Origin of the sequence: Dietzia sp. JS16-p6b, assembly GCF_003052165.1 — a bacterium.
In the GTDB taxonomy this organism is placed as follows: domain Bacteria; phylum Actinomycetota; class Actinomycetes; order Mycobacteriales; family Mycobacteriaceae; genus Dietzia.
Window position 1 is genome coordinate 2,794,504 of record NZ_CP024869.1, and the last position, 25,808, is coordinate 2,820,311.

The 25,808-nt window shown below is 72.8% G+C and carries 27 protein-coding genes and 2 pseudogenes; 15 read left to right on the top strand and 14 right to left on the bottom strand.

All coding sequences use genetic code 11. From position 1 onward, the window contains the following. Nucleotides 1–7: 7 nt before the first annotated feature. The 6 genes and pseudogenes from allB to CT688_RS12850 all read right to left on the bottom strand — a co-directional run bounded on the left by allB (nt 8) and on the right by CT688_RS12850 (nt 6,345). On the bottom strand, nt 8–1,414 hold the full coding sequence (allB, locus tag CT688_RS12825) for an allantoinase AllB (RefSeq protein ID WP_107757205.1): 1,407 nt from the start codon (nt 1,412–1,414) through the stop codon (nt 8–10). Continuing rightward, on the bottom strand, nt 1,411–2,844 hold the full coding sequence (locus CT688_RS12830) for an aldolase/citrate lyase family protein (RefSeq protein ID WP_107757206.1): 1,434 nt from the start codon (nt 2,842–2,844) through the stop codon (nt 1,411–1,413). The genes allB and CT688_RS12830 overlap by 4 nt, the downstream gene beginning before the upstream one ends. After that, a pseudogene (locus tag CT688_RS12835) lies at nt 2,841–3,943 on the bottom strand (isopenicillin N synthase family dioxygenase). The gene CT688_RS12830 and the pseudogene CT688_RS12835 overlap by 4 nt, the downstream one beginning before the upstream one ends. A 142-nt stretch (nt 3,944–4,085) precedes the next feature. Further along, on the bottom strand, nt 4,086–4,655 hold the full coding sequence (locus CT688_RS12840; protein WP_107757207.1) for an NTP transferase domain-containing protein: 570 nt from the start codon (nt 4,653–4,655) through the stop codon (nt 4,086–4,088). Next, complete coding sequence (locus CT688_RS12845; RefSeq protein WP_107757208.1) at nt 4,652–5,776, bottom strand: XdhC family protein; 1,125 nt, start codon at nt 5,774–5,776, stop codon at nt 4,652–4,654. Before CT688_RS12845 ends, CT688_RS12840 begins: the two co-directional genes overlap by 4 nt. 281 nt (nt 5,777–6,057) lie before the next feature. Then, nucleotides 6,058–6,345, bottom strand: coding sequence for a helix-turn-helix transcriptional regulator (locus CT688_RS12850; RefSeq protein WP_107757209.1), 288 nt, complete (start codon nt 6,343–6,345; stop codon nt 6,058–6,060). A 166-nt stretch (nt 6,346–6,511) separates the two neighbouring features. On the opposite strand from CT688_RS12850, the gene CT688_RS12855 reads away from it, so the two are divergent. The 6 genes from CT688_RS12855 (at nt 6,512) to CT688_RS12880 (ending at nt 13,047) form a co-directional block, all read left to right on the top strand. Further along, nucleotides 6,512–8,185: an ABC transporter substrate-binding protein gene (locus tag CT688_RS12855; RefSeq protein WP_231750333.1), complete on the top strand. Its 1,674-nt coding sequence runs from the start codon at nt 6,512–6,514 to the stop codon at nt 8,183–8,185. Then, on the top strand, nt 8,182–9,177 hold the full coding sequence (locus CT688_RS12860; RefSeq protein WP_231750334.1) for an ABC transporter permease: 996 nt from the start codon (nt 8,182–8,184) through the stop codon (nt 9,175–9,177). The genes CT688_RS12855 and CT688_RS12860 overlap by 4 nt, the downstream gene beginning before the upstream one ends. Continuing rightward, on the top strand, nt 9,170–10,843 hold the full coding sequence (locus CT688_RS12865; RefSeq protein ID WP_107757212.1) for an ATP-binding cassette domain-containing protein: 1,674 nt from the start codon (nt 9,170–9,172) through the stop codon (nt 10,841–10,843). Before CT688_RS12860 ends, CT688_RS12865 begins: the two co-directional genes overlap by 8 nt. After that, on the top strand, nt 10,840–11,463 hold the full coding sequence (locus CT688_RS12870; protein WP_107757213.1) for an ATP-binding cassette domain-containing protein: 624 nt from the start codon (nt 10,840–10,842) through the stop codon (nt 11,461–11,463). Before CT688_RS12865 ends, CT688_RS12870 begins: the two co-directional genes overlap by 4 nt. A gap of 181 nt (nt 11,464–11,644) precedes the next feature. Next, a complete protein-coding gene (locus tag CT688_RS12875; RefSeq protein ID WP_107757214.1) occupies nt 11,645–12,280 on the top strand; it encodes a TetR/AcrR family transcriptional regulator in 636 nt (211 codons plus the stop codon). Beyond that, nucleotides 12,277–13,047: a maleylpyruvate isomerase family mycothiol-dependent enzyme gene (locus tag CT688_RS12880; protein WP_107757215.1), complete on the top strand. Its 771-nt coding sequence runs from the start codon at nt 12,277–12,279 to the stop codon at nt 13,045–13,047. Before CT688_RS12875 ends, CT688_RS12880 begins: the two co-directional genes overlap by 4 nt. 15 nt (nt 13,048–13,062) lie before the next feature. On the opposite strand, the gene CT688_RS12885 is transcribed toward CT688_RS12880, so the two are convergent. Both CT688_RS12885 and CT688_RS12890 read right to left on the bottom strand, forming a co-directional pair. Then, nucleotides 13,063–14,127, bottom strand: coding sequence for a cell wall metabolism sensor histidine kinase WalK (locus CT688_RS12885; protein ID WP_107758199.1), 1,065 nt, complete (start codon nt 14,125–14,127; stop codon nt 13,063–13,065). A gap of 92 nt (nt 14,128–14,219) precedes the next feature. Then, on the bottom strand, nt 14,220–14,942 hold the full coding sequence (locus tag CT688_RS12890; protein ID WP_107758200.1) for a response regulator transcription factor: 723 nt from the start codon (nt 14,940–14,942) through the stop codon (nt 14,220–14,222). A gap of 234 nt (nt 14,943–15,176) precedes the next feature. Here CT688_RS12890 and CT688_RS12895 point away from each other — a divergent pair, with 234 nt between their 5' ends. The 9 genes and pseudogenes from CT688_RS12895 (at nt 15,177) to CT688_RS12935 (ending at nt 22,838) form a co-directional block, all read left to right on the top strand. Beyond that, entirely contained in the window at nt 15,177–15,845 is a 669-nt protein-coding gene (locus CT688_RS12895; protein WP_107758201.1) for a DUF305 domain-containing protein, read from the top strand. A gap of 57 nt (nt 15,846–15,902) precedes the next feature. Beyond that, nucleotides 15,903–16,145 (top strand): annotated as a pseudogene (locus CT688_RS18080) (CueP family metal-binding protein); the annotation flags it as partial. 238 nt (nt 16,146–16,383) lie between these two features. Continuing rightward, a complete protein-coding gene (locus tag CT688_RS12905; protein ID WP_156607239.1) occupies nt 16,384–16,941 on the top strand; it encodes a hypothetical protein in 558 nt (185 codons plus the stop codon). Between the two features lie 82 nt (nt 16,942–17,023). Further along, nucleotides 17,024–18,064 (top strand): hypothetical protein, encoded by a 1,041-nt coding sequence (locus tag CT688_RS12910; protein WP_156607240.1) that lies wholly within the window; start codon nt 17,024–17,026, stop codon nt 18,062–18,064. Then, nucleotides 18,064–18,612 (top strand): hypothetical protein, encoded by a 549-nt coding sequence (locus CT688_RS12915; RefSeq protein WP_107757218.1) that lies wholly within the window; start codon nt 18,064–18,066, stop codon nt 18,610–18,612. The genes CT688_RS12910 and CT688_RS12915 overlap by 1 nt, the downstream gene beginning before the upstream one ends. After that, nucleotides 18,609–19,784 (top strand): hypothetical protein, encoded by a 1,176-nt coding sequence (locus tag CT688_RS12920; protein WP_156607242.1) that lies wholly within the window; start codon nt 18,609–18,611, stop codon nt 19,782–19,784. The genes CT688_RS12915 and CT688_RS12920 overlap by 4 nt, the downstream gene beginning before the upstream one ends. A 152-nt stretch (nt 19,785–19,936) precedes the next feature. Next, complete coding sequence (locus CT688_RS12925; RefSeq protein WP_107757220.1) at nt 19,937–20,500, top strand: hypothetical protein; 564 nt, start codon at nt 19,937–19,939, stop codon at nt 20,498–20,500. Nucleotides 20,501–20,562: 62 nt separating this feature from the next. Further along, the gene (locus CT688_RS12930) at nt 20,563–20,874 is read left to right on the top strand and encodes a helix-turn-helix transcriptional regulator (protein ID WP_107757221.1); all 312 of its coding nucleotides are present in this window, start codon (nt 20,563–20,565) and stop codon (nt 20,872–20,874) included. Then, the gene (locus tag CT688_RS12935; RefSeq protein ID WP_107757222.1) at nt 20,871–22,838 is read left to right on the top strand and encodes a cation-translocating P-type ATPase; all 1,968 of its coding nucleotides are present in this window, start codon (nt 20,871–20,873) and stop codon (nt 22,836–22,838) included. The genes CT688_RS12930 and CT688_RS12935 overlap by 4 nt, the downstream gene beginning before the upstream one ends. On the opposite strand, the gene CT688_RS12940 is transcribed toward CT688_RS12935, so the two are convergent. The 6 genes from CT688_RS12940 to CT688_RS12965 are packed head-to-tail and all read right to left on the bottom strand — an operon-like array spanning nt 22,821 to nt 25,808. Then, a complete protein-coding gene (locus CT688_RS12940) occupies nt 22,821–23,141 on the bottom strand; it encodes a hypothetical protein (protein ID WP_156607244.1) in 321 nt (106 codons plus the stop codon). The two genes, CT688_RS12935 and CT688_RS12940, sit on opposite strands and share 18 nt — an antisense overlap. Beyond that, on the bottom strand, nt 23,131–23,655 hold the full coding sequence (locus CT688_RS12945; protein ID WP_107757224.1) for a hypothetical protein: 525 nt from the start codon (nt 23,653–23,655) through the stop codon (nt 23,131–23,133). The genes CT688_RS12940 and CT688_RS12945 overlap by 11 nt, the downstream gene beginning before the upstream one ends. Then, nucleotides 23,646–24,224 carry an RNA polymerase sigma factor gene (locus CT688_RS12950; RefSeq protein ID WP_107757225.1) on the bottom strand — a complete coding sequence of 193 codons (579 nt, stop codon included), beginning with the start codon at nt 24,222–24,224 and terminating at the stop codon, nt 23,646–23,648. Before CT688_RS12950 ends, CT688_RS12945 begins: the two co-directional genes overlap by 10 nt. Next, nucleotides 24,221–24,865: a hypothetical protein gene (locus CT688_RS12955; RefSeq protein ID WP_107757226.1), complete on the bottom strand. Its 645-nt coding sequence runs from the start codon at nt 24,863–24,865 to the stop codon at nt 24,221–24,223. Before CT688_RS12955 ends, CT688_RS12950 begins: the two co-directional genes overlap by 4 nt. Nucleotides 24,866–24,879: 14 nt before the next feature. Beyond that, nucleotides 24,880–25,452 carry a DUF6286 domain-containing protein gene (locus CT688_RS12960; RefSeq protein WP_107757227.1) on the bottom strand — a complete coding sequence of 191 codons (573 nt, stop codon included), beginning with the start codon at nt 25,450–25,452 and terminating at the stop codon, nt 24,880–24,882. Further along, nucleotides 25,449–25,808, bottom strand: coding sequence for an Asp23/Gls24 family envelope stress response protein (locus CT688_RS12965; RefSeq protein WP_107757228.1), 360 nt, complete (start codon nt 25,806–25,808; stop codon nt 25,449–25,451). The genes CT688_RS12960 and CT688_RS12965 overlap by 4 nt, the downstream gene beginning before the upstream one ends.

Consider the following 25,808-nt stretch of genomic DNA (forward strand, 5'->3'; position numbering starts at 1 on the left):
GGTGGTGTCATCCGGTCAGTTCCGTTCGTGAGGGTGGCGCAGCTGGCTCGGGTGGTCTCGGGCGGAAGACCGCGGTACCGGAGGCGGGGCCGTCGAGGTCCACGCGGCGGCCGGCGAGGTAGACCTCGCGCACGACTCCGCCGAGTGCCCGCTGGGCATACGCGGTGACGGGGTTCTTGTGCTGTAACCGCTCGGGGAGGACCACGAATGCCTCGTCGGGGGCCAGGACCACCAGGTCGGCGCGGGCGCCCGGGCGGATCGACCCGCGGTCTCGAAGCCCGGCGAACTCGGCGGGGCCGGACGACATCCACCGGACGACATCGGGCAGCCCCAGTCCGCGCAGTCGCGCCTCGGACCAGATGATCGGCAGGCCCAGTTGCACCGAGGCGATCCCGCCCCAGGCCTGGCCGAAGTCACCGGTGTCGAAGCGCTTGAGTTCGGGAACGCACGGCGAATGGTCGGAGACCACCAGATCGATGGTCCCGTCCCGCAGCCCCTCCCAGAGCCGCTCGCGGTTACCGGCCTCACGGATCGGCGGGCAACACTTGTAGTGGGTGGCGCCGGGCTGGATCTCCTCGGAGAACAGCGACAGATAGTGCGGGCACGTCTCCACCGTGAGGGGCAGCCCCTCCGCCTTGGCCGAACGGATCAGCGGGAGGGCGTCGGCGGCCGAGAGGTGGAGGATGTGGGTCCGGCATCCGGTGCGGCGGACGCCGTCGATCACCTGCGCCACCGCACGGACCTCCGCGGCGACCGGCCTGGACTCGACGAATCCCGCGTACTCGGGCCCGGACGCGGGAGGCTGCGCGTCGATGGTGCCGGCGTCCTCGGCGTGGACGATCAGCAGCCCGTCGAACCCGGCGATCTCCTCCATGGCCGCCACCATCTGCGCGGCGTCCAGTGGCGGGAACTCGTCGATCCCGGAGTCGAGCAGGAAGCACTTGAACCCGAACACCCCGCGGTCCCAGAGTGCGCGTAGACGGCCCAGGTTCTCGGGCACGGCTCCACCCCAGAACCCGGTGTCCACCCGGAGTGTGCCGCTCGCACTGGCCAGTTTCGCGTCCAGCGCGCCGGGCGTGGTGGTGACGGGGCTCGAGTTGAGCGGCATGTCGATCAGGGTGGTCACTCCGCCACACGCCGCGGCCCGGGTGGCGCTGGCGAAGCCCTCCCAGTCCGTGCGGCCGGGTTCGTTGATGTGGACGTGGGTGTCGACGAGGCCGGGGAGCAGCACCACGTCGTCACCCAGGTCCACGACGTGCGTACCGGCCGGGGTCGGGGAGGTCGGGGCCGCGGGGCCGGTCTCGACGGCCAGGATGATCCCGTCCGAGACCGTGACGGCTGCCGGCACGATCTCCGAGCCGATCACCGCGCGGTGTGCGCGCAGGACGGTCTCGGGGGCACCGTGCGTGCTCATGTCGTGGACTCCGCGGGGCGGTGGGCGGCGAGATCCGCCCGCCCGGACCTGGGTCGCCGCAGCCGGTCGAGCGCGGCCCTGTCCGCTCCGGTCAGTTCCTCGACCTCGGCATCGGTGGCCGCGCCGCAGTCCAGCGCGCGGACGCAGAAGTCGGCCAGGGCGCGGGCGGTGGCCGGTTCGTCGAGGTATCCGGCCGATCCTGCGCGTCCATCGACAGTGCTGCCGAGGTAGGCCGAGAGGCGGGCGCCGGCGGTGGGCAGCGAGCGACGGTAGAAGGCGTAGGTGGCCACGTAGCGGGAGACCAGTTGTGCGGGGTGCAGGTCCCAGCCCTGGTAGAAGCCGCGACGCAAAGACCGGTCGACCAACCGCGCGTGCAGCTGCCAGGCGGGGAGGACGGCGTCCGCCTCCCCCACCGGCAGTCTGTTGGTCGAGCCGTCGGAGAGCGCCACACCGGTGCCGGCGGCGGCGACCTGCATGACGGCCTTGGCGTGGTCGGCGACGGGGTGGTCCATCGCCTGGTACTCGGCGGCGATGCCGCAGGCCGCCGAGTAGTCATAGGTGCCGTAGTGCAGCCCGATGCAGCGTCGATCGGCCGCGTGCACCAGCCGCGCCACCAGCGCGGACCCGTCGGGCCCGCAGATCGACTGCGGGGTCTCGATCTGGATCTCGAACCCGAGGGTCCGCTCGGCCAACCCGGTCGCCTGCTCGAGCTCGCGGCACATCCGGACCATGGCCCGCACCTGGTCCACCGAGGTCACTTTGGGCAGGGTCGGCCGAAAGCCGCTCGCATGGTTGCCGTGCAGCCCGCCGCCCGCCGCGAGTCCGCCGACGAACCGGGTGAAGGTCCGGATCCCACGTCGGCGGGTCCGCGGGTCGAGGGACCCGAACCGCAGTCCCCAGAACGGAGGGAGCGACGGTGCTGAGGACGGTGTTGACGACGACAACGACGACGAGTCCGGCCCCCGCTGCTCGGACGCCGTCCGCGTCGCCACCAGATCCGCGAGCACCCGGTCGACGTGCGCGTCCTCGTCGCGGTCGCGGGCGTCGGCGGGCACGCCACGCTGGGTGAAGCCGTCCTCGAAGTCGATGCGGAGGTCCTCGACGGGTTCCCGCGCGAGCTTGTCCCTGACGAGTGTGTGGAGGGATGCGGCCTCGCGCTCGAGGTCGAGAGCCCCCGCAAGCAGGTCCCCGAACACCCCCGCCAGAGCGGAGGTGTCCGGCAGATGGGTGTCGAAGGCCTCGAGCGCGGCTGCGCCGACCTCGGGCACCACGCCGGCGTGGACGCGCTCGGCGGGGAGGTACAGGGTATGGACGGGCTGGCGCGTGGCGGCAGGACCCGGGAACCGCTCGGCGAGGGCGGCATCGGCGGCGGCGAGGTCGGAATCCAGGGCGTCGGCCAGTCCCTCGAGCCCGCCGGGACCTTCTCTCACCGCCGCTCCCGCCGGGCTGCCGCCAGGACTCGCGCGGCCTCGCGGACGGCGCCCGTGTTGGCCCTGCCCTGGCGCGAGCCAGCGAGTTTGGCGGCGATGTGGTCGCGCACGGTGATCGGTTCGTACGCGGACTGGTCCGCGCCGGCGAGGCCGGGCAGGGTGCCCACGACCGCGTCGACGTCGCCGTCGTGGAAGAACGCCGCCGAGCGCCGTCGCACGATCCCCCCGTCGACGACCGGGGGCTTGACCCGGTGCAGCGTGGACATCCAACGGTCCCCGGTCAGCCGCGCGGTGAGATCGCCCAGGTTCACCAGCAGTCCGCCCTCGACGGGCTGGACGTCGTGCCACACGCCGTCGGAGGACAGGACCTGCAGACCCGCCACGCGGTCGGCCCACAGGACGGTCACCAGGCCGAAGTCGGTGTGCTCGCCCATCCCGGTGAGTTCGCCGTCGAGGGTGATCGGGCCCGGGGCAGGGCGTAGTTGTTCAGCCGCAGCACGTCGATCGAGTGTCCGGTGATGTCGGTGAACACCTCGGGTGGGACACCGAGCGCGTCGGCGAACGCCCGGGTGAGGGTCCGCGCGACCCTCGAGGCCTCGCCGAAGTAGGCGTCGATCCGGGCCCGGAAGCCGCCGCACTCCGGCCACACGTTGATCCCGTAGTCGGCCTCGTCCAGTGCCAGGTCGGGGAAGGAGCGCGCCTCGACGCCGACGTTGAACGCCTCGAAGAAGTCGTTCATCCGGCTGGCTGACTCGACTCCCAGGCTCAGGCTGAGTGTCTCGCTCTTCGGCGGGCTGTACCCGCGATTGGCGCCGGCCACGCGATAGCCGCTCTTGGTCTCGGGGGGCAGCGCGAAGAACTCGTCGATCGCCCCCGCCAGTCCGTCGATCACCGCGTCGTCGATGCCGTGCCCGACGATCTGCATGAAGCCCACCTGCGAGCACGCGGCGTCGATCTCGCGGGCAACGCGTTCGCGGGCGGCAGGGCCGTTGTCGAGACCGACGGCGCTCGAGGTGTAGGGGCTCAGGTCGATCACCGGGACACTGAAACCGACGTCCGTCGTCGTCTCTGGTGGGGTGGTCGCTGGTGGTGTGGTCATGTCCGCTCCCGGAGCTGGGGTGCCGGCCGAGGTGACGGGGGCCGGGGTACCGGGGCGCGGCCTGCCGGTGAGGGGTGGCCGAGCCGATGACCAGTTGTATCCGCACGCTATTACCGGCCGGATACCCCGTGTGTCAGCGACGTTACGGGGCGAGCAGAAGATCCCCGGGCACGTCCACATCGCGCGGCGACCCGGTGTCCCCGCACGGCACCTCGGTCACGGTGTCGGCGTGTGCGCGCAGGTACCGTCGCGCACCGACGTCACCTGTGGCCGACGCGATCACCCCGGGGTGGTGTCGTCCGCCGAGCAGCACGGGATGGCCCCATCGCCCGTCATAGGTCGCCACCGCCAGGTCGGCGGTGTGGCAGCCGTCGGCGGAGCCCACCGCGCGGACCCGCCGGACGGCGTCCGCGCCGAGCCACGGCATGTCCACCGGGACCACCACAACGTCCCGCCCGGCCACCGCCACCAGGCCGGCTCGCAGCGAGGACCCCATCCCCGAGTCCCACCCCTCGTTGTGCACCACCCGAGCGCCGGCCACGTCGAGGGGCGCCGCTCCGGTGACGACGACGACGAGGTCGCATCCGCCCCCGCGCAGCAGCCGCACGGCGCGGTCGACCAGGCGTACTCCTCGGTACTCGACCGGCGCCTTGGGCCTGCCGAAGCGTCGGCCCGCTCCGGCCGCCAGCACGAGCCCCACCGCCGCGGTCATCGGTGGATGGCCATGTCGAGTCCGGTGAGCGGGGCACCCGTCCCGCCCCGATGGTGGGCGACGAGCTCCGCCGCGATCGACACGGCCGTCTCGGCGGCGGTGCGGGCGCCGAGGTCCAGTCCGATCGGTGAGCGGAGTCGCCCCAGCTCACTCTCGGCGACACCCGCCTCGCGGAGCAGCGCCAGCCGCTCGGAGTGGGTGCGCCGGCTTCCCATGGCGCCGATGTATCCGGCCTCGGTGCGCAGGGACTCGACGAGCAGGGGGATGTCGAAGCGGGGGTCGTGGGTGAGGACGCAGATCGCGGTGCTCGGACCGACGCGGGTCCGCTGCAGGAACTCGTGGGGCCAGCACCGCACCACCTCGGCGGCGGCGGGGAAACGCGCGGGGCGGGAGAAGACGGGCCGGGCGTCGCACACCGAGACCCGGTAGCCGAGAAGGCGCCCGATCGTGGCCAGGGCCTCGGCGAACGCGGTGGCACCGAACACCAGGAGTCGCGGCGGGGCCAGGGACTGCACGAACACGCGACCGGCGGGACTCTCCACCACCGCGGTCCCCGATCGACCGAGCATCGCGGTGGCGCGGGCGCGGGCCGGGGCCAGGTCGCCGGGATGCTCGCCACGCCGGTCCGCGCGCGAGTCCTCGTGCGATCCGGCGAACCGCTGCGGGGTCTCGTCGTCGTCCTCCGTTGGCGACGTCCCCACCACCACCGTCCACTCACCGGAGCGAGGACCGTCCAGGACGGTGGTCACCACCACCGGCAGTCCCTCGCCCAGGGCGGCGGTGACGCGGTCGATCGGATGCCCGCCGTGGGCGGGGACGTACTCCACGTACACCTCGAGGCTCCCGCCGCAGGTCGGCCCCACCGCCAGGAGCTCGTCGCCGTCGGGGCCGAACGCCGCGCAGGCCTGTCGCCCGTCGGCCATGACCTCCTGGCACAGCGTGTACACCGCTCCGTCCACGCACCCGCCGGAGACCCCGCCGATCACCTCCCCGGTCGCGGCCACGGCCATCGCGGTGCCGGTGGCCAACGGGGCGGAGCCGCCGGTGTCCACGACGCGGGCGAGCGCGCACGGGATCCCCTCGGCGCGCCACCGGCTCACGGTCTCGGCGACGGTGTCCATGTGCACATGGTGGCGCGGTCAGATTGCGCGGGTGTTTCGCCGGATCGCGCCGCGAGTTACGCGCGGCGAGTCCACCACGCCGCGCGCACTGCAATCCACGCGTCCCCTCCGACGTGCGCGACCCCTCCGACGTGCGCGTCCTCTCCGACGTGCGCGTCCTCTTTGACTTGCGCGGCCCCTCTGCCCGCCCCCATCCGGCTTTCGCGTCCCCTATGGACCACTCCGCCCGCGCATGTCGACAATGCAGCGGGCGCGGCGGGCTGGCCGGGCAGGGCGGGTGCTCAGTGGTGTCGGGCACCCATGAGGTGCAGGATGCGATGGACGGTGTCGTCGGCGAGCGAGTACCGGACCACCCTGCCGTCCTCGGGGTCGCGGGATGCGGTCACCCAGCCCCGATCCCGCAGGATCCGCAGCGCCTGGGACGCGGCGTTGCGGGTGATCCCGGTCGCGGCGGCCAGGTCCGAGACGGTCGCGACCCCGGGGCCGGCCTGGTGCATGTGCGCGAGCAGGCCCAGCCTCGTGGGGTCGCCGAGCAACTCGAAGCGCTCGGCCCAGCCGCCCAGGTCCATCGCTCCCCCTCCGTCCCCCGCGCCGGTCACCGCCAGACGCAGTCGTCACCGGCAGCCGCGCTCGCCACCTGCGTTATCAGTTAACAACGGTGACACATCCACTGGCTACGCTCTGCTCATTATGTGTCCGACTGGACACATAATCCCTTTCGAGCAGGAGCTCTGCGTGAGACCGTTCTCCTCCCCCGCCGGTGCCGGCCTCGCCGCGAGCCTGACCGTGAGCCTGGCCGCGGCGCTCGCCCTCACCCTGGCCCTGGCCGGCTGCTCGGCGCCCGCCCCCTCCCCCGCCGGGGACCGGGCAGAAGGTGGCCGGGGGGAGGTGGATCAGATCGTCCTGGCGGACGGCGGGGACCCCGGTGAGTTCAACCCGGTGTCCGGATACGGATCGACCGGCGTCTCTCCGCTGTACGAGGGACTCCTGCGCCCGGCCGCGGAGGACGACTCGACGTTGCCACGGCTCGAACCCGCCCTTGCCGCGGCGGAGCCCGAGGTGAGCGACGACGGGCTCACCTGGACTATCCGACTTCGGGAAGGGGTTCGTTTCCACGACGGCTCGCAGCTGGATTCAGGCGACGTGGCCGCCACCTACCGGGCGGTGGTCGACCCGCGCTCGGCCTCCCCCATCGCCTCGGACTATTCCACGATCGAGCAGGTGGACACCCCCGACCCGCTCACCGTGCGTTTCCACCTCGGCGCGCCCGACCCCGGGATGCCGGCCCGGCTGCTGTTGGGCATCGCCCCCTCGGAGGCGCTGACCCCGGGACCGGCATCGGCGTCGGTCCTCAACTCGGAGCCTGTCGGGACGGGCCCCTACCGTCTCGACCGCCTGACCGCCGCGGAGGCCGTGCTCGAGGCCTTTCCCGAGCACCGCGACGGCCCGCCCGAGGTGACCCGACTCGTCATCCGCGCGGTGCCGGATGCCGATGCGCGGGCGCAGATGGTGAGGGCCGGGGAGGTCGACGGGGCCTCGCTGCCGCCCCGGCTCGCCGAGGGGCTGGCCGGCCGGGACGGTCTGGAGCTGGTCTCGGTGGCCTCGGCGGACTGGCGAACGGTGGCGCTGCCCATGTCGCATCCCTTCGCCGGCGACCCCGCGGCCCGTCGGGCGCTCAACGTGGCCGTGGACCGCGACGGCCTGGTGGACAGAGTCCTGTCCGGGCACGGCAGGCCGGTGGCCTCCCCCATCAGCGCTGCCTACCCGGAGTACGAACCCTCGCCGTTCACCGAACCCCGGGCCGCGGGCGAGCGCAGCGTCGAGGCGACCGAGATCCTGCGGGGCGCGGGATGGCGGCCAGGCGACGACGGCGTGCTGGTCCGGGACGGCGAGCGCGCCGAGTTCACCCTGGCCTACCCCGCCACCGACCCGGTCCGTCGCGAGCTGGCCTCGGCGTTCGCCGACCAGATGCGCGAGATGGGAGTGGCGGTGACCGTGTGGGGCGGCAGCTGGGACCAGATCGAGCGGCGGATCGGCGAGGTCGCGATACTGCTGGGCGGCGGGGACAACCCCTACACCGTGGACACCCAGGCCTACCGGGCCCTGCACTCACGGACCGCCGCGACCGGCCCGCTGGACAACCCCGGTGACTTCGGCGACCCGCGGGTGGACGCGGCCCTGGACGCGGCCCGCACCACCGCCGACCCCGTCGAACGCACGGAGTTCTACCGCGAGGCGCAGCGGGCCTACGCCCGCGCCCCCGGCCACGTCTTCCTGGCCACCCTGGACCACACCTACCTTCTCCGGGACACCGGCCACACCCGGCCCGCACCGATCCTCGAACCGCACACGCACGGCGTGACGTGGGGGCCGTGGTGGTCGCTCGCCTCCTGGACCCGCGACCGGTGATCCGCCGACTCGGCGAACGCCGCTCTGACCTGGCACGCCTCACGGCCCGCCGCGCCGTCGCGGCGCCGCTGGTCCTGGTGGCCGTCACGGTCGGCGCGTTCATCCTGGCCGCGACCTCCCCGCTGGAGCCGCTGGCCGCCCACTTCGGCGACGGGTACGAGCGCACCACCGTGGCCGAGCGCGCCGCGGCGGCCGCCGCGCTGGGGACCGACCTGACGTGGTGGCAGGCGTGGTGGACGTGGGTGGCCGGACTGGCCGCCGGCGACGCCGGGTTCTCCCACTCCTACCGGCAACCGGTGCTCGAGGTGGTGACGCAGCGGCTGCCGTGGACGGTCCTGCTCTCCGCCACCGCACTCGCCCTGGCACTCGCGGTCACCCTGGCGGCCGGTGTCGCCGCCGCCCGCCGACCGCACGGGGCCCTCGACCGGGCCCTTGCGGCGATGGCCGTGCTGCTCAGCGCCGTGCCCCCGTTCGTGCTGGCCATGGGATCGGTCGCGGTGTTCGCGGTGACGCTGGGGTGGCTGCCGGTCACCGGGGCGGCCCCGCCCGGACAGGACCCCACGCTCGCGACCCTCGCACGCCACCTCGTCCTGCCCGCGGTGGCGCTGGCCGCGGGTCAGGTCCCGTGGATGCTGCTGACACTGCGCCGCTCGGTCCTCGACGCGGAGGCCTCCGCACCCGTGGCCGAGGCCCGCGCCCGCGGGGTGGGCGAGCGCACGGTGCTCACCGGGCACATCGCGGCCGTGTCGTGGACGCCGCTCATCGCGCTGCTCGGGGCGCGGCTGCCCGAACTCATCGCGGGGTCGCTGGTGGTGGAGACCGTCTTCGCCTGGCCCGGCCTCGCCGCGGCGACCGTGGACGCCGCCCTGGAAGCCGACTTCGCGCTGCTGGCCGCCGTGACCCTGGGCGCCTCGGCCACCGTCCTGGTGGGGACCTGGTTCGCCGACTGCCTGCTTCTGCTGGCCGACCCCAGGGTGCGGATCGATGCGTGAGTACGTGACCCCCCGCCGCGTCGTCGCGATGCTCCTCGTGGCGCTGGTCGTCGCGTACGCGATCGGCTGGCCGCTCCTCGCCCCGGCGGGGTGGGCGGGCACGGACTACCTCCGCGCCGGGCTGCCCCAGGGATGGCCGCACCTCATGGGCACCGACTCGCTGGGTCACGACACGTCCGTGCGGGTCGCGCAGGCGCTGCAGGTCTCCCTGGCGGTGGCCGCGGGATCGGCGCTGGCCGCGGCGGGGATCGGCGTGCTCGTCGGCGCCGCCGCCTCCGCGGGCGGGGCGCGGATCGACGCGCTGCTCATGCGCCTGACCGACGCCGTGGCCGCGGTCCCGCACCTGTTGGCGACGGTCGTGGTGGTCGCGTTGTTCCGGGGGTCGATCACCGCCCTCGTGCTGGCCCTGGCAGTGACCCACTGGCCCCCGGTGGCGCGGATCGTGCGCGCCGAGACGCAGAAGGTCATGGCCTCCGGGTACGTGGCCGCCTCGAGGGTGGCCGGGTTCTCCCCAGCCCGGCTGGTGCGCCACCATGTGCTCCCGGCCGTCGCCGGGCAGGCGGCGCTGGCGGTGGTGGTGATGCTCCCCCACGCCGTGTGGCACGAGTCCACCCTGTCGTTCCTCGGCATCGGGGTGCCGCCCGAAGAAGCGAGCCTGGGGACCCTCATCGCCCTGTCCCGCGAAGATCTGCTGCTGGGTCGCTGGTGGGCGCTGGCCTTCCCGGCCGCCGCGCTGGTCCTGGTGACCGTGGCCATGGCGCTGCTCGCCCCCGCCGGCCGGCGTGGTCCCCGCGGGTGGTCACCGTTGCCGAGACACCGGCATGACGACGACGAGGTCCTCACCCTCTCCGACCCCCGGGCCGTGTCGGAGACCGCGCCCGGACAGGCGCTCAGAGTCGACGGGCTCACGGTTCAGATGCCCAGCCCCGACGGTCGCCCGCGCACCGTGCTGGCGGACGTCACGGTGGCGGTACGCGCGGGCGACGTCCTGGCGATCGTCGGCGAGTCGGGGGCCGGGAAGTCGACCCTCGCCGACGCCTGCTGCGGCCTGCTCCCTCCCGGGGCTCAGGTGCACGGCAGGGTGGTGCTGCGCGGAACCGTGGGCCACGTTCCCCAGTCGGCGCCCGCCGCGTTCACGCCCACCCGGCACGTGCGCGGGCAACTCGCGGAAGCTCTCGCCGTGGCCGATCGGGACCCCGATGCCCGCCGTGCGGTCGCCGACCTGTGCCTCGAGGTGGGTCTCGACCCGGTGCTCGCCGACTGCTACCCACACCAGTTGTCCGGCGGGCAGCTGCGGCGCGCGGCGATCGCGGTCGCACTGGCCACCACTCCTGTGGTGCTGGTGGCGGACGAGCCGACCGCCGGGCTGGACGCCGGGCCCGCCCTGGCCACCCTCCGGCTGCTGCGCCGCCTGGCCGCGGAGCGCGGCATCGGCGTCGTGGTGATCACCCACGATCTGGCCGCGCTGACCGCAGCGGACACCGCCGACGAGGTGGCGGTGCTCCGGGCGGGGCGCCTCTGCGAGCGGGGAGCGGCCTCGCGGGTGCTCGTCGAGCCCGAGAGCCCGTACACCCGTGAACTCCTGGCCGCCGCGCTGCATTCGGAGTCCACGGCCGCTGTCGATCCCGCCGCGAACCTCGGGGCGGCCGTGGGGTCGTCGTCATGACTCTCGTCGCCGACCGGGTCACCTACCGCCGCCCCGATGGTGGGTTCGCCCTCCCACCCACCGATCTGGTCATCCGGCCCGGACGGATCACCGCGCTCGTCGGCCCCTCCGGGTGTGGCAAGACCACCCTGGCGCACCTGTTGACAGGGCTGCTCGCCCCCGAGTCCGGCTCGGTGACCGCGGGGGGTGCGCGTGTGCGCCGTCGTCGGGGCCGTCTGCCCGGCCACACGGCCCTGCTGGACCAGGATCCGATGGCCGCCGCCGATCCGCACCTGACGCTGCGCCGCGCCCTCACCCTGGCGGCGTCGGTGCGCGGCGTCGCCGTGGACCCGGACGCCCTGGCGGACGAGGTCGGCGTGGACCCGGTGCTTCTGGACCGCCGCCCCGCGGAGGTCTCGGGCGGGCAGCTCCAGCGCGCCTGCCTCGCCCGCGCGCTGGCACAGGAGCCCCGGTATCTGATCGCCGACGAGGCCACCGCGCACCTTGATCCGCTGAGCACGGCCGCGATCGCCCGCGCACTGCGTCGGCGTGCCGACAGGGGGCTGGGCGTCCTGGCGATCACCCACGATCTCCGACTGGCCCGCAGCTTGGCCGACGAGGTGAGGGAGTTGGGGGTGTGACGCCGTCGAGCTCGAGTTGCAATTCGTTGGTGGCGAGGGCGGGTCACCCTACGCCGCGGCGGCCACGTCTGCGGAGTCGGCTGCTCCTGTGCTCATCGGCCCCACTCTCGCCGTCCCCCGAGACCGGATCGCGACCAATCCCCTCTGGACATCACCGGGCCACAGGCGCACAATCCTAATCATGTTAGGCACGCCGAATCGCGATAGGTCGGCCGAACGACGTGAGGCCACCCGGCGGGAGATCATCGATGCCGCGTGGGACGTGGCCCGTGAGCAGGGGTTGGCCCAGCTCACCCTCCGCGACGTCGCGGCCCGGGTGGGCATGAAGGCGCCGTCGCTGTACTCCCATGTGGACTCCAAGAACGCCATCTACGACGCGATGTTCGCCCAGGCGTGGACCGAATGCCTCGAGGTGATGCTCTCCCTCGACGAGCGTCCCCCGACCGGTGCCCGGGGCACCGTCCGGCTGTACGCGCGGGCGTACTTCGACTTCTGCGTCACCGACCTCGCGCGCTTCCAGCTGATGAACCAGCGCACCATCCCCGGCTTCACCCCCAGCCCGGAGGCCTACGCGCCCGCGGTGCTCGTGCTCGACGGTCTGCGTGAGCGGTTCGCGGCGATCGGGATCACCGACCGCGAGGACATCGACCTCTATGTGGCGGTGGTGGGCGGCATGGCGGACGCCCAACTCGCCAACGACCCCGGAGGCGACCGCTGGGCCCGGCTGGTCGACCGCGCGATCGACATGTACCTCGACGACGTCGGCATCCCGACCGACGCCCCGGTCACCACCGCACAGGAGGACACACCGCCATGATCACGACAACCGGGCAGCACCGCTCGAAGAACGACCCCCGACAACCCCGACTGGCCCGGGATGTCGCCGGGCGTCTCGCCGAGACCGAATACGACCGGGTGGCCGAGATGCTCGAACGGCTCACCCCCGACCAATGGGGCGCCCGGACCGACTGCACCGAGTGGGACGTGCGCGCGATGGCCGGTCACATGCTGGGCATGGTCCAGATGCTCGCCAGCTGGCCGGAGATGGTCCGCCAGCAGCTGGCCTCCGGCAAGCGGGCCAAGCGCGAGGGGTGCCTCCCCATCGACGCGATGACGGCGCTCCAGGTGGAGAAGAACGCCGGCCTGTCGACCGAGCAACTGATCGCCGAGGTCCGTCGATCGGCCCCCGGGGCCGCCAGGCATCGGCGACGGGCACCGGGCGTGATGAGGAGGCAGGCCATGGAGGACAATGGCGAGTGGTGGTCCATGGGCTACCTCTTCGACGTGATCCTCACCCGCGACCCGTTCATGCACCGCATCGACATCGCCTCCGCGACGGGCGTCGCCATGACGGCGACCCCGGAGCACGAAGGGGTGATCGTCGACGACGTGGTGACCGAGTGGGCCGGTCGGCACGGCCAGGCCTTCGACCTGGAGCTCACCGGCCCGGCGGGCGGGCGCTGGCAGCACGGTGGGCACCCGGGCGCCGGAGAGAACCTCACCATGGACGCGTTCGAGTTCTGCCGCGCCCTGAGCGGCCGGAGGCCGGTGGAGGGACTGCTGCGGACCCAGGTCCCGTTCTGATCGGGGGCCGCGGTCTCAGTCGCGTGACGACGCGGGAATCGTGACGGTGAAGCGGGACCCGTGTCCGGGGCCGTCGCTGGCCGCGCTGACACGGCCGCCGTGGGCCTCCACGAGCGCACGGGTGATCGTCAGCCCGATGCCGCTGCCGCCGGAGTGTCGGCCGCGGGCGGTGTCCACGCGGTAGAAGCGGTCGAAGAGATGGTCCAGGTGGTGGGCGGCCACACCCTCGCCGGTGTCGGTGACGGTGACAGAGACCAGTCCGGTGTCGTGCACGCCGGTGCTGACGGTGACGGTGCCACCGGCAGGGGTGTGCCGCAGCGCGTTGTCCAGCAGGTTCCCCAGCACCTGGCCCATGCGGTCGATGTCCACGGTGACCTCGGCGTCGACGAGCTCACGGGCGGTGAGCTCCACTCCCTTGTCCGCGAACCGCTCCCGGGCGGCATCTGTCGCGGTCCCCACCAGCTCCGCGACGGTGGTGGGGACCGGATGGAGACGGGTCAGGTGCTCCTCGACAGCGGAGACGGCCACGATGTCCGACGCCAGGCGCTCGAGCCGGCGGGTGGCCCTCCACAACACCTCCCTGGTGTCGTCGTCGTAGTCCCGCACGCCATCCTCGACGGCCTCGAGGTAGGAGTCGATCGTGGCCAGCGGGGTGCGCATCTCGTGACCGAGGTCGGCCAGCATCCGGCGTCGCGAGGTGTCGGTGGCGCCGAGTCGCCGGGCGAGCTCGTTGACGCTCGTCGCCAGGTCGTCGAACTCCCGCCCCAACTCGGGGCTCGCGACCCGCGTGTCGTAGCGTCCGCCGGCGATCTCGACGGTCGAGGTGGTCACGACGGCGACGGAACGCTGGACCCTCCGGGTGAGGTACCAACTCGCCAGCAGCGCCAGGAGCACAGCGACGCCCACCGCCAACCCCAAGGCCAGGACGATCGAATCCGTGAACGCCTCCTCGACGTGGGCGGCCTCCGCGGAGTCGTGGTCGATCCCGGCCTGCCCCAGGTGGTCGTGGAAGATCTCCGGCGCCAGCACCGAGGCGACGAGCCACGCGCTCCCCGCGCAGCCCACCACCACCCCGGCCATCACCAGCAGCAACCTCGTACCGAAGCTCGCCCGGGCACGCCGTCCGCGCCGCACCTCGCCACGGCCACCGATCCGGCCGCCGACCCCGCCGCTCACCGCCCGGCCCCCATCCGGTAGCCCACGCCGCGGACGGTGCGGACGTAGCGGCCCAGCGTGGCATCGTCGCCGAGCTTGCGGCGCAGGTGCGCGACGTGGACGTCCACCAGGTGGTCGTCGCCCACCCAGTTCGGGCCCCACACCGTCTCGATCAACTGGGAGCGGGTGAACACGACACCCGGGTCTCGGGACAGTGCGGCGAGCAGGTCGAACTCGGTGCGCGTCAGCGCCACCGCCTCACCATCGACGCTCACCTCACGACCGGCGACGTCGACGGTCAGAGCCCCGATCCTCCGCGGAGGCGCCTCCACCGCGCTGCCGCCCGCGGACCCGGTGGCGACCCCCGCGTCGTCGAACCCGGTCGCCGGCCCCCGAGGTCGACGCATCATCGCCTGGATCCTGGCCATGAGTTCGCGGGGGCTGAAGGGTTTGGTCACGTAGTCGTCCGCGCCGACGGACAACCCGATCAGCGTGTCCACCTCATCGGTCCGCGCGGTGAGCATCACGACGTACGCGTCGGAGTGGGCCCGGATCCGCCGACACACCTCGACCCCGTCCAGGCCCGGTAACCCCAGGTCCAGGACGATCACGTCCGGGTCCACCGTCCGGGCCAACGTGACGGCCTGGACCCCGTCGCCGGTCACGGAGACCTCGAATCCGTCGCGCCGGAGGTAGGTGGCGACCAGGTCGGCGAGCGACTGCTCGTCGTCGACGACCATGGCACGCAACCCCGTGGGATGGCGCGTGCCGGAACCGGGAACACCGGCCTGTCCGGGGTCGACAGGGGTGTGGGTCATGGGTCCCATCATCGCGCTCCACCGGGGGATCCGCCGCCCCCACGACAGCCTTGACCAAACCTTCATGTGACCTCCATCCCGCCGGTCGGGTCCGACGGGCAGGATGGTCACGATCAGTCCGGGCGCCCCGTGGCTCCGTTCGAAAGGACCTCGACGATGACCAGCAGGATCCTCCTCGCGGCCGCAGCCGTGGCCGTTCTCACGCTCTCCGCCTGTGCCGATGGCGGCGACGACACGACGGCCGCGACGCCGGCCACGACCACCACCGCCGAGGACGGCGCTCCCGCGACGGCCGAGGAGGGGGCCTCCGGCGAGCACTCCGCCGCCGACGTGCGGTTCGCGCGGATGATGATCCCGCACCACGAACAGGCCATCGAGATGAGCGACATCATCCTGGCCAAGCAGGACATCCCCGACGACGTCCGCGCCCTGGCCGAGGAGATCACGGCCGCTCAGGGTCCGGAGATCGAGCAGCTCAACCGGTGGCTCGAGGAGTGGGACGAGCCCGGAGCGCACCACGACGGGCACGCCGGCCCCGGCGCAGGTGACCACATGGGTGATCACATGGGTGACGCCGGTGAGATGCGCATGATGGACGGCATGCTCTCGCCGGAGGAGATGCAGGAGCTGGTCGACTCCGAGGGCACCGACGCCGCGCGCTTGTTCCTGGAACAGATGATCGTCCACCACGAGGGCGCGATCGACATGGCGCAGGACCAGGTGGAGGACGGAACCCACCCGCAGGCGGTCGAGCTGGCCCAGACCATCATCGACACCCAGCAGCGGGAGATCGACCGGATGCGGGAGATGCTCGCCGGGCTGTGACGGTGAGAAGTGCCGTGCCCACCGGGAACCGCCCGGCCGTGCGCGGACGTGGCCTGCTCGCGGCGGCCCGACGACCTGTGGGCCTCCGTCGAACCGGACCGGTTGCGTCAGAGCGAACCCACCGGCGACCTCGGGGAGACGGCGCTGCCGATGCCTGCTGACGAGTTCTCCCTCTCCGTGGCGCCATATCGGACCTTCACGCACGACTGCTTCTTCCACAGCCTCACCACGTGCCTCGGTGACCTCGGCGGCGAGGCCGTGCAGGTGACCGTGACGGACGGGCCGACTGCCGTAACCGTCCACCGTCCGCCGCCGTGCTGCCGCCGCGGTCAGTCGCAGCCGACGCAGTCGGTCCCGCCACAGTCGCACGCGGCTCGGTCAGACCCAGGCACACGCGGCTCGGTCAGGTCCAGACACGCGCGGCGCCACCACACTTGACACGACAGCGACCAAGTGTCTACTTTAAAGGCGTCTTCATAACTGTGACGGAAGACACCCCAGGATCGCCCGATCCATCCCCTTCCCTAAGGAAACCCCCATGCGTAAATCTGTGCTGGTCGCGCTCGGCGCGGCCACGATCGTCGCCCTCCCCGCCGCCGGCGCCGCCTCGGCCCAGGCGAATCAGCAGGAACTGAACTTCACCGTCACGGCCGCCCAGAACGGCGGCCTGTCGGTGAACACCGGTGGGCCGGTGAGCACCCTCGGACTGGCGTCCAACGGGGGGTCGGCCTCGGGCTCCCTCACCGTGTTCAGCATCACCGACACCCGAGGCACGACGAACGGATGGAACGCCTACCTGGCGCTTTCCGACTTCGTGCACACCCAGGACGCCACCGCGGTCATCCCCGCCACCAAGGCGACCTACCACCCCCCGTCCTCCGCCCTCGGGCTGGTGTTCGGAGGAACGGCCAACCGGGCGGCCGCGGACATCCCCCTGAAGAACGACGACACGCTCATCATGACCCGCACCCAGCGGACCCTCGCCGCACCGCTGGAGACCGCCACGATCCCGAATCTCAACGCGATGACCGTCGACCTCTCGGGCACGGTGGCGATCGGCCAGTACAAGGCCACGCTGACCCTGTCCGCCCTCTGAGTCACCCCTGCGACATCGCAGTTACTGGACACGTGTCCAGTAACTGCGATGTCGTCCCCCTACGAGTCGAGAGCTGACCCCGATGCGTTTTCTTTCGCGGCTGATGCTGGCCCTGATGATGGTGGTCCCGCTCGGCCTGATCGCCATGCCCGCACAGTGGGCCCACGCCCAGCCGGACGGCGGCCCGGTCGATCCCACGGGATCCATCCGGATCTCCCTGATGGACATTCCCGCGGACCGGGTGGACGACCCGCGGGCGAGGTCCTACATCGTCGACAACATCCCTCCCGGGGAGTCGATCTCGCGCCGGGTGCAGGTGACCAACGACACCGGCGCCCCGGCGACTCTCGACGTCTACGCGGGGCCCGCCGAGATCCGGGACGGCGCCTTTGTCCCCCGGCCGCGTGGAGAGACCAACCCGCTCTCCTCATGGGTGGAACTCAGCGCGGACGAGGTGACCCTGGACAACGGCCAGTCCGCCGAGGTGCTCGTGACCATCACCGTCCCCGAGGACGCGCCCGAGGTCGAGCAGTACGGCGCGGTCTGGGTGTCGACCAGGCCCGCCGCCGCAGGGGGCGAGGAGCAGATCCAGCAGGTGTCGCGGGTCGGGGTGCGGCTCTACGTGTCCGTCGGCGAGGGCAACGGTCCCCCGTCGGACTTCCAGATCGAGAGCCTCACCCCGCAGCGCGATGCCGAGGGCAACGCCGCGGTCGCGGTGCGGGTGCAGAACACCGGCGGCCGGGCCGTCGACGTCTCCGGCGCCCTGACCCTCGGCGACGGGCCGGGAGGCCTGACCGCGCAGGCGGTGTCCGCGAGTACGGTGACGATCCCTCCCGGCGACGGCGGCGAGGTGATGTTCGTGATCCCGTCCAGCGTCGAGTTCCCGGCCGGACCGTGGCAGGCCACCGCGGAGCTCGAGAGCGGGTGGGCGCAGCACTCCATGAGCTCGGAGATCACCTTCCCCGACCAGGGCGTCGGGGAGACGAGCGACGACGACGGAGGGTGGTCGATCGGGCTGTGGGGCGCACTGATCGCGGGACTCCTCGCGGCGACGGCGCTGGCGCTCATCCTCCTGCGCCGTCGCTCCTCGGGCGGCGACGAGCGCCCCGCGGAGACGCACTGATGGTCGTGAGGGCGGCGGCGGTCCTCGCCGTCACCGCCGCCGCCGTCACCGTCGTCGTCGTGGCGTCCACTGTCGGACCGGCTGCCCCGTCGTCCGCGGCCCCGGCGGACACCTCCACCCTGACGTTCGAGGTGGTCGGCGGGACGAGCGGCGACCTGCACATCGCGGTCGCCGCGGAGGGTGGCCTGGCCCTCCCCGCCGGCAGCGGCGTCTCCGAGGTGACGCTCGCCGACACCGCGGTCATCGACAGCCGCGGGGGCGGATCCCGCGACTGGAGCGCGTCCGTCGCCGCCACCGGTCTCGCTCAGGGACCATCCCTCTCGTACAGGGTCGTCTCCCCCACCGGACCCGGAGCGGTGACCAACCGGATGCCGGACTGGACGCCGGTGGGCGCCCCGCGGGACGCCCTTGCGGTGAGCGGGATCGTCGTGCCCTCCGCATCGTGGAGATGGACGCCCCGGGTCAGGGTGGACAGGGCAGTGCCCGGCCTCGGTTCCACCGGCCCCTCCGCTCCCGGCCGCGGCGCGTTGATCACCTCGGCGTTATGACGACGACGATGAGGCCCGTCACCGTCCGAGGGCACCTCGCCCCGCGTCTCGTGGCGTTCCTCGCCGCCGTGCTGATCGCGTCGGTCGTGCTCGCCGCAGCCTGGCCCACACCCGCCCTCGCGCATCAGAGACCGTCACCCGGCGCGAGCCCGGGCACGATCTCGATCGGACTCAGGAGCGCTCCGCCGACGCCGTCGAACGACCCCAGGGCACATCGGTACATCGTGGACCATCTCAGCGCGGGGGCGTCGACCACTCGTCGACTCGAGGTGGGCAACCACACCGACTCCCCGCAGAGGATCGAGGTCTACGCCGGGCCGGCCACGGTGCAGGGCGGGTCGTTCCTGCCCGCATCGCCCGGGGAGTCGAACGCGCTGACCCGGTGGATCCACCTCGACAGATCGGTGCTGAACCTGCTGCCCGGCCAGTCGGCGATGGTCACCGCGACGATCACCGTGCCCGCCGGGGCACCCGATGCCGAGCAGTACGCGGTGATCTGGGCATCCCACACCTCCGCGGCCCCGGGCGGGAACGCGGTGGGCACAGGAACGGGCTCGTCGGGGTCGGCGGGGTCGGGCTCGCTCGGGTCGCCCGGGTCCTCCTCGAGCGGCTCCGATGCGGGCGAGACCGGCCTCGACCAGATCTCGCGCATCGGGGTCCGCGTGTACCTCTCCACCGGAGCCGGCGGCGCGCCCGATTCCGGATTCGAGATCCTCGATCTGCGGCCTGTCTGGGCAGCGGTCGGCGTCGCCGCATTCCTCGCGACGGTGTCCAACACGGGACACAGGGCGGTGGATGTGGCCGGGACACTCGATCTCACCGACGGACCCGGCGGGCTGGCGACCCCTCCCCTCGCGTCGGAACCCGCCACCATCGCGCCCGGTGAGACCGCCGAGATCCGCTTCCCCGTCTCCGAGGCCATCCCGCTCCCCTCCGGGGAGTGGACGGCGACCGTCGATCTGGCGAGCGGGACCGAGAAGCAGACGACCGCGCGCGAGTTCGCGGTCCCCCCGGTGGGCGACGTCACCGCCTCGGGCGGCTCGCCCGAGGCCACCACCGCGCCTGTTCGTCCCCTGGGAGCAGGTGCGGCGCTGCTGGGGCTCGCCGCGCTCCTGCTGCTGCTCTGGTTCCTCGTCGGCAGGCGCAGGAGGGGCGAGGGCTCCTCGGGGTAGACCCCGACCATCCGGTCGCGCGCACTGCGGGGGACCCCCCATTTATCCCCGGATTCGCAGCGCAGCCCGATGTGACCAGGCCGTCGCCGCGATTAGGGTGACCGGCGAACCCGGCCGGGTCACCGGCCCCGCACATCGTGAATCGAGCCGCCATGAACGAGCAGACCCCCTCCCGCTCCGACGACTCCTCGGACGCCGGGTGGGACCACACCACGGCGACCACGACTCAATTCGCCCCCGTGGAGCGGTACCCAGGGGAGCACTTCCCTCCCGAGCGCTACCCGACAGAGCGGTTTCCGACCGAGCAGTTCCCCCCTGTGCCGCCCACCGAGCTCTATCCCCCTGTGCCGGTGACCGACCAGTGTCCGACCGTCCCGGCCTCGGAGAACGTCGAACGGCTCGCCCACGACGGAGGTCTGCCCTACGGAATCACCCCCGCGGCGCCGTACCGGCAGGGCACCGAATTCGTGCCCCATCATCTGGCGTCACCGACGGCCGGGCAGGGATTCGGCGACCCCGCCCGGTTCCAGCAGTACACGGCTTACGGAATGTCGGCGCAGGAAATCATGCCCCACCCGTACCCGATGCAGCAGACGGTGTTCGTCATCCACGGCGGCGGCAGGCGGGTCAACCACCCGCTGCACCTGATCCTGACCATCCTGAGCTTCGGGCTCTGGCTCCCCGTCTGGGCGGTGCTCGCGATCGCCAATTCCTAGAGGCCGGGCCGACGCCGGCGCCGAGCCTGGAACACATCGCTCAACCCCGTTATCATCGTCGAATGACGATCGATGCCGGGGTTGCGCTGTTCCGCAGCCTGTCCGACGGAACCCGGCTGGCGATCATCCGCCGGCTCGCGCGCGGTGAGACCCGGGTCGCCGACCTGGTGGCCGAGCTCGGGTTGGCGCAATCCACGGTCTCCGCCCACGTCGCGTGCCTGCGGGACTGCGGGCTCGTGGAGGGGCGACCGCAGGGCCGGCAGGTGTTCTATTCGCTCGCCCGTCCCGAGTTGATGGAGTTGCTGGCCTCCGCCGAGACGCTCCTCGCCGCGACCGGGTCGGCGGTCGCGCTGTGCCCCAACCACGTCTCGTGAGCGACGCGTGCGGGTGCGGCCCCGATGACCCTCCGGCCGGGGACGGTGAGAACCGCGGTCCGGAACACCTGTGGCAGGTCACCGAGATCCGGGCCGCTGCCGCGGCCGGATCACTGCTTCTGACGGGACTGCTCCTCGGCCGGACCGTCGGGCCCCACCCGGCCGAGTTCGTGCTGTACGCGGTCGCGCTCCTGGTCGCGGGCTCCACGTTCGTCCCGTCGACTCTCCGACGCCTGGCGCGGGGCAGCATCGGCGTGGGCACGCTCATGACCATCGCGGCCACCGGCGCGGTGATCCTCGGCGAGGTCGAGGAGGCCGCCCTGCTGGCGTTCCTCTTCGCCATCAGCGAGGGGCTCGAGGAGTATTCGGTCGCACGCACCCGCCGAGGCCTGCGCTCCCTGTTGTCGCTGGTTCCGTCGACCGCCACCGTCCTCCGCGGCGGGCGCGAGCTGCGGGTCGGGCCCGACGACCTTCGTCTGGGCGAGGTGATGATCGTCCGACCGGGCGAGCGGATCGCCACCGACGGCACGATCCGCGTCGGCCGCACCGCCCTGGACAACTCGGCGATCACCGGCGAATCGGTCCCGGTCGAGGCCGGTCCGGGGGACGAGGTGTACGCGGGGTCGATCAACGGCAGCGGCGCCCTGGAGGTCACGGTCACCGCGGAGGCGCGGGAGAACTCGCTGGCGAGGATCGTCCAGATCGTCGAGGCCGAACAGTCACGCAGGGGCGAGGCCCAGCGGCTGGCCGACACCGTCGCCAGGCCCCTGGTCCCGGGCATCCTCGTGGCCGCCGCGCTGATCGCGGTGGTGGGGAGCCTGTTCGGCGACCCGCAGGTGTGGATCGAACGGGCCCTCGTCGTCCTGGTGGCGGCCTCGCCCTGCGCCCTGGCGATCTCTGTGCCCGTCACCGTGTACGCCGCCGTGGGTGCGGCCAGCCGGTTCGGTGTGCTGGTCAAGGGAGGCGCCGCTCTGGAGGCCCTCGGCCGCATCCGCGGAATCGCCCTGGACAAGACCGGCACCCTCACCCGCAATCGTCCCGTCGTCGTCGAGATCGCGACCGCGGACGGGGTCTCCGGGGCGGAGGTCCTCGCGGTGGCCGCCGCCCTGGAGGTCCGCAGCGAGCATCCGTTGGCGGCGGCGATCCTGGACGCCGCCGGCCACGAGGTCCCCGCGGCCCGGGAGGTCGCCGCTGTCACCGGCGCCGGCCTCACCGGGCTGCTCGACGGGCGGACGGTCCGGTTGGGTCGGCCCGGATGGATCCAGCCCGGCCCCCTGGCGGCGGACGTCGAACGGATGCAGCACCACGGCTCGACGGCCGTGCTGGTCGAGCGGGCGGGCGAGGTGCTGGGGGCGATCGCGGTCCGCGACGAGCCGCGGCCCGAGGCCGCGGAGGTGGTCGCCGCGTTGCGCCGCGACGGCTACCGGGTGGCGATGCTCACCGGGGACAACGGCCGCACCGCCCGCGCGCTGGCGGCCGAGGTGGGGATCGACGACGTCCACGCGGACCTCCGGCCGGAGGACAAGGCCCGCATCGTCGCCCGGCTCCGCACGGAGGGGTCGACGGCGATGGTCGGCGACGGCGTCAACGACGCCCCCGCCCTGGCGACCGCGGACCTGGGAATCGCGATGGGGGCGATGGGCAACGACGTCGCGATCGAGACCGCCGACGTCGCACTTCTGGGCGAGGACCTGCGGCACCTGCCCCAGGCGCTGCAGCACGCCCGCCGCTCCCGCCGGATCATGCTGCAGAACATCGGGCTCTCGCTGGCTATCATCCTCGTCCTGGTGCCCGTGGCCCTGGCCGGCGTCCTGGGGCTGGCCGCGGTCGTACTGGTGCACGAGCTCGCGGAGATCCTGGTGATCGCCAACGGTGTCCGCGCCGGACGCACGCGACGCTCCGTCGCGGCAGCGCCCCTCGACGAGGTCGGGGACGCCGTGCCCGCCTCACCCTCTGTGGAGTGACTGCACCCGCACCTCGAGCTCGGTGCCGTCCGGCACGGTGTCCCCGAGCGCGTCCCGCAGGGCCACCTGGATGTCGCGGACGCACTGCCTGACCGGGCGCGACTGGTCCAGACTCACCTCCACGGTGACCCTGCCCCCGTCGCGGTCCACGTAGAGGCCGAAGTGGGTCGAGGCGGCGCCGGCCCGCCGGATCCGGGCGTCGAGCGCCCGGAGGGAGGTGCCGATGCCGGGTTCGATCCCGTTGACCCCGGGCACCGCCACCACCAGCTCGATCAACTCTGCTGCTGTCGGGTCAGTTCTCATGGAGATCCTCGATGTGGACGTCGACCACCAGGTCGACGAGGTCGAATTCCCGGGCGCACGCGGCACGGACCGCCTGGCGTACCGCGTCGGCCAGGGCGGGCAGATCCGGCGTCGTGATCGCGAGCGAGACCCGGCAGGCGATCCGTCGGGGCAGCCCGCGGGTGCCCCATCCCGCACCCGGCTCGTGGTCGACCGCCGTCCGCAGACTCACCACCCCGGGGACACCGTCCACCGTGTCGCGGATGAGGGTGCGCAGGGCGAGCTCGGTCAGCGTGTAGGGGCCCACGTCGGTGGGGGGCATCTGCACCCGGGCGCCGTGCCTGGCGTCAGCCCGCACCGCCTCCGTCAGTGCCGATCGCGCCCGTCGGGACAGTTGCACGGAGTCGTCGCCCCGGCTCTCGAGCTCGTCCCAGTCCCGGTGGAGGGCACTGATCTGGTCGAGGTAGAGCCTGGTGGCCTCGTCGTCGTCGGGTCCACCGTGCCGGGAGGGTCCGTCCATGGTGTTCACCGCCATTCCTTCATGTAGTCGATCACGTGCGTTCGGGCGCGTGCGAGTCGACCCCGCGCGGTGGACTCGGTGATGTCGAGCGCGGCAGCGACATCCCGGTAGGACATCCCGTCGATCTCGCGCAGCGTCCAGCACGACCGGAGGTCCGGGTCCATCGTGCCCAGAACCCGGGCCAGGGCCTGCATCTGGGCGTTGACCTCCGTGGTGCGGGCGGGGTCGGCCCGGGGGCCCTCGTCGCGGTGGACGTGCAGGAGCTCGGGCGGCTGGGCGTCGGTCGAACGCCGGGCACGGCGGCGGGCGATGTCGGTCGCCCGCCGCGAGCAGATCTGGGCCAGCCAGCTGCGCACCGCGTCCGGATCCTCCAGCAGATGCAGCCGCTTCCAGGCGGTGAGCAGGGTCTCCTGCACCACGTCCTCACTGTCCTGCCGATCGCCCAGCACCAGGTAGGCGATCCGGAACAGGCGCCCCTGGTGGCGGTCGATCAGCACGTCGAAGGCGTCGGGGTCGCCGTCCTGGGCGCGGAGCACCAGGGTGCGGTCGGGGTACTCCCCCGGCGGGACGGGCGGGGGGGTCATGCCGGCTCGGAGACCAGGTCGCCGCCCGCCCCGCCGTGGCGCACGGCCACGCGGTCGGTGCGGGACGACGACCGCGGGGTGCGCACACGGACCAGCAGGTCCACCGAGAGCGGGCTGGTCCCGAGCGCGGTCTCCGGATCGGTGGCGAGCACCCGTCGGGCCTCCGCGACGGCCCATTCGACCTGCGCGTCCTCGGACACCGACACCTCGGCCAGAATCCGCAGGGAGGTCGTGGAGCCGGAGACCCTCACCGAGGCCTCGTCGACGCCGGGGACCCCCTCCACCCTCTCGGCGAGTGCGCGCTCCAGGACCTGGGGTTCCAGGGAGGCCAGGGGCGTGCCGTCGTCGTGCAGTCTCAACGTGGTGTGCTCCGGCGCGCTGGGGATCTGCGCGAGCAGCAGGCCCAGTCCGACGAGCAGGGCCAGGACGGAGGCGGTGGTCGCGGCCGGCAGCGCCCACCCCTGATGCTCCTGCACCAGGGTGTCCACCGTCGAGTCGGCCGGGACCATCAGCCCAGACAGTGACGACCCCGCGGGGAGCAGCGCGAAGGACACCGCGATCAGCCACGCCGCGACGGCCAGGGTCACCAGTGCCGCCACCGTCAGGACTATGCGGTTTCGGGTTCCGGAAAGGCTTCGCATGACACCTCGTCCTCTCAGCTTCTTCGGTGGGTGCGCACACGGTGACGCGTCGGGCCGAGCGGCCGGAGTTCGGCCAGCGCCTCCTCCACGGCGGCGGTGGCGCCGCGGGTCACCGGGGCGGTGTCGTCGACCACGGTCTCCACTGCCACGTCGACCCGGCGTCGACCCACGGCCACGCTCGCCCCGCGGACCCCGTCGACGTTCTCGGTGCGACGTTGGATGCGGCGGGCCACGTCCCGTCGGGAGATGGCGGTCTCACCCGGGACGTCGTCCCCCAGTACGAGCACGCGCGAGGGGCGTCCCGGCACGATCGCGGACAGCATCAGGGCACACCCGGCCACCGCCAGCACCACGGCGGCGATGCGCGTCTCCGTCGATCCGAGTCCCGTCCCCGAGATCGTCTCCACCGTCGCGGACGCCGCCGCGGGCCAGGTGTCGTCGACCAGGTAGGTCACCAGCACCCAGGTCCCCAGGCCGCCTACGATGAGGAGCGCCGCGGCGAGCAGTACCACCGGGACGGCGCGCGGTGGCCGTCTGATCAGTCCGCTGCGGCGGGGGCGTGCGCCCGCGCGGCGTCGTGCGCTCATCGCAGTGCTCCTCTCGTCGCGGTCCCGGGGTTGAGCCACGAGATCTCGATGTCCAGTCGGCCCACCTGCAGGCCGGTCAGCTCGGCGACCCTGTCCTGCACGTGCCGGCGCAGACCGCGGCACGTCTCGGCGAGGTCCACGGGGAACGCGACGCCGACGTCGAGCCGGAGCACCGCGACCGTTCCGTAGAGGTCGCAGGTCGCCGACGGGCGCGAGTCGAAGTCCCGGCGCGCGCCCACACCCAGTAGCCCTCCCGCGGGCCCGCCCACGTGGGCGTATTCGGAGGCGACCTGCTCGGCGATCCGCCCCACGACGGAGGCGGGGATGGTGGTCAGGCCCCGTTGCGCGGTGGTCAC

Excerpts from the sequence above, each read along its gene's own strand:
- allB (WP_107757205.1), bottom strand. The coding sequence starts at position 1,414 with ATGAGCACGCACGGTGCCCCCGAGACCGTCCTGCGCGCACACCGCGCG.
- CT688_RS12840 (WP_107757207.1), bottom strand. The coding sequence starts at position 4,655 with ATGACCGCGGCGGTGGGGCTCGTGCTGGCGGCCGGAGCGGGCCGACGC.
- CT688_RS12845 (WP_107757208.1), bottom strand. The coding sequence starts at position 5,776 with ATGGACACCGTCGCCGAGACCGTGAGCCGGTGGCGCGCCGAGGGGATC.
- CT688_RS12850 (WP_107757209.1), bottom strand. The coding sequence starts at position 6,345 with ATGGACCTGGGCGGCTGGGCCGAGCGCTTCGAGTTGCTCGGCGACCCC.
- CT688_RS12865 (WP_107757212.1), top strand. The coding sequence starts at position 9,170 with ATGCGTGAGTACGTGACCCCCCGCCGCGTCGTCGCGATGCTCCTCGTG.
- CT688_RS12870 (WP_107757213.1), top strand. The coding sequence starts at position 10,840 with ATGACTCTCGTCGCCGACCGGGTCACCTACCGCCGCCCCGATGGTGGG.
- CT688_RS12875 (WP_107757214.1), top strand. The coding sequence starts at position 11,645 with ATGTTAGGCACGCCGAATCGCGATAGGTCGGCCGAACGACGTGAGGCC.
- CT688_RS12880 (WP_107757215.1), top strand. The coding sequence starts at position 12,277 with ATGATCACGACAACCGGGCAGCACCGCTCGAAGAACGACCCCCGACAA.
- CT688_RS12885 (WP_107758199.1), bottom strand. The coding sequence starts at position 14,127 with ATGGCCGGGGTGGTGGTGGGCTGCGCGGGGAGCGCGTGGCTCGTCGCC.
- CT688_RS12890 (WP_107758200.1), bottom strand. The coding sequence starts at position 14,942 with ATGGTCGTCGACGACGAGCAGTCGCTCGCCGACCTGGTCGCCACCTAC.
- CT688_RS12895 (WP_107758201.1), top strand. The coding sequence starts at position 15,177 with ATGACCAGCAGGATCCTCCTCGCGGCCGCAGCCGTGGCCGTTCTCACG.
- CT688_RS12905 (WP_156607239.1), top strand. The coding sequence starts at position 16,384 with ATGCGTAAATCTGTGCTGGTCGCGCTCGGCGCGGCCACGATCGTCGCC.
- CT688_RS12910 (WP_156607240.1), top strand. The coding sequence starts at position 17,024 with ATGCGTTTTCTTTCGCGGCTGATGCTGGCCCTGATGATGGTGGTCCCG.
- CT688_RS12915 (WP_107757218.1), top strand. The coding sequence starts at position 18,064 with ATGGTCGTGAGGGCGGCGGCGGTCCTCGCCGTCACCGCCGCCGCCGTC.
- CT688_RS12920 (WP_156607242.1), top strand. The coding sequence starts at position 18,609 with ATGACGACGACGATGAGGCCCGTCACCGTCCGAGGGCACCTCGCCCCG.
- CT688_RS12925 (WP_107757220.1), top strand. The coding sequence starts at position 19,937 with ATGAACGAGCAGACCCCCTCCCGCTCCGACGACTCCTCGGACGCCGGG.
- CT688_RS12930 (WP_107757221.1), top strand. The coding sequence starts at position 20,563 with ATGACGATCGATGCCGGGGTTGCGCTGTTCCGCAGCCTGTCCGACGGA.
- CT688_RS12940 (WP_156607244.1), bottom strand. The coding sequence starts at position 23,141 with ATGAGAACTGACCCGACAGCAGCAGAGTTGATCGAGCTGGTGGTGGCG.
- CT688_RS12945 (WP_107757224.1), bottom strand. The coding sequence starts at position 23,655 with ATGGCGGTGAACACCATGGACGGACCCTCCCGGCACGGTGGACCCGAC.
- CT688_RS12950 (WP_107757225.1), bottom strand. The coding sequence starts at position 24,224 with ATGACCCCCCCGCCCGTCCCGCCGGGGGAGTACCCCGACCGCACCCTG.
- CT688_RS12955 (WP_107757226.1), bottom strand. The coding sequence starts at position 24,865 with ATGCGAAGCCTTTCCGGAACCCGAAACCGCATAGTCCTGACGGTGGCG.
- CT688_RS12960 (WP_107757227.1), bottom strand. The coding sequence starts at position 25,452 with ATGAGCGCACGACGCCGCGCGGGCGCACGCCCCCGCCGCAGCGGACTG.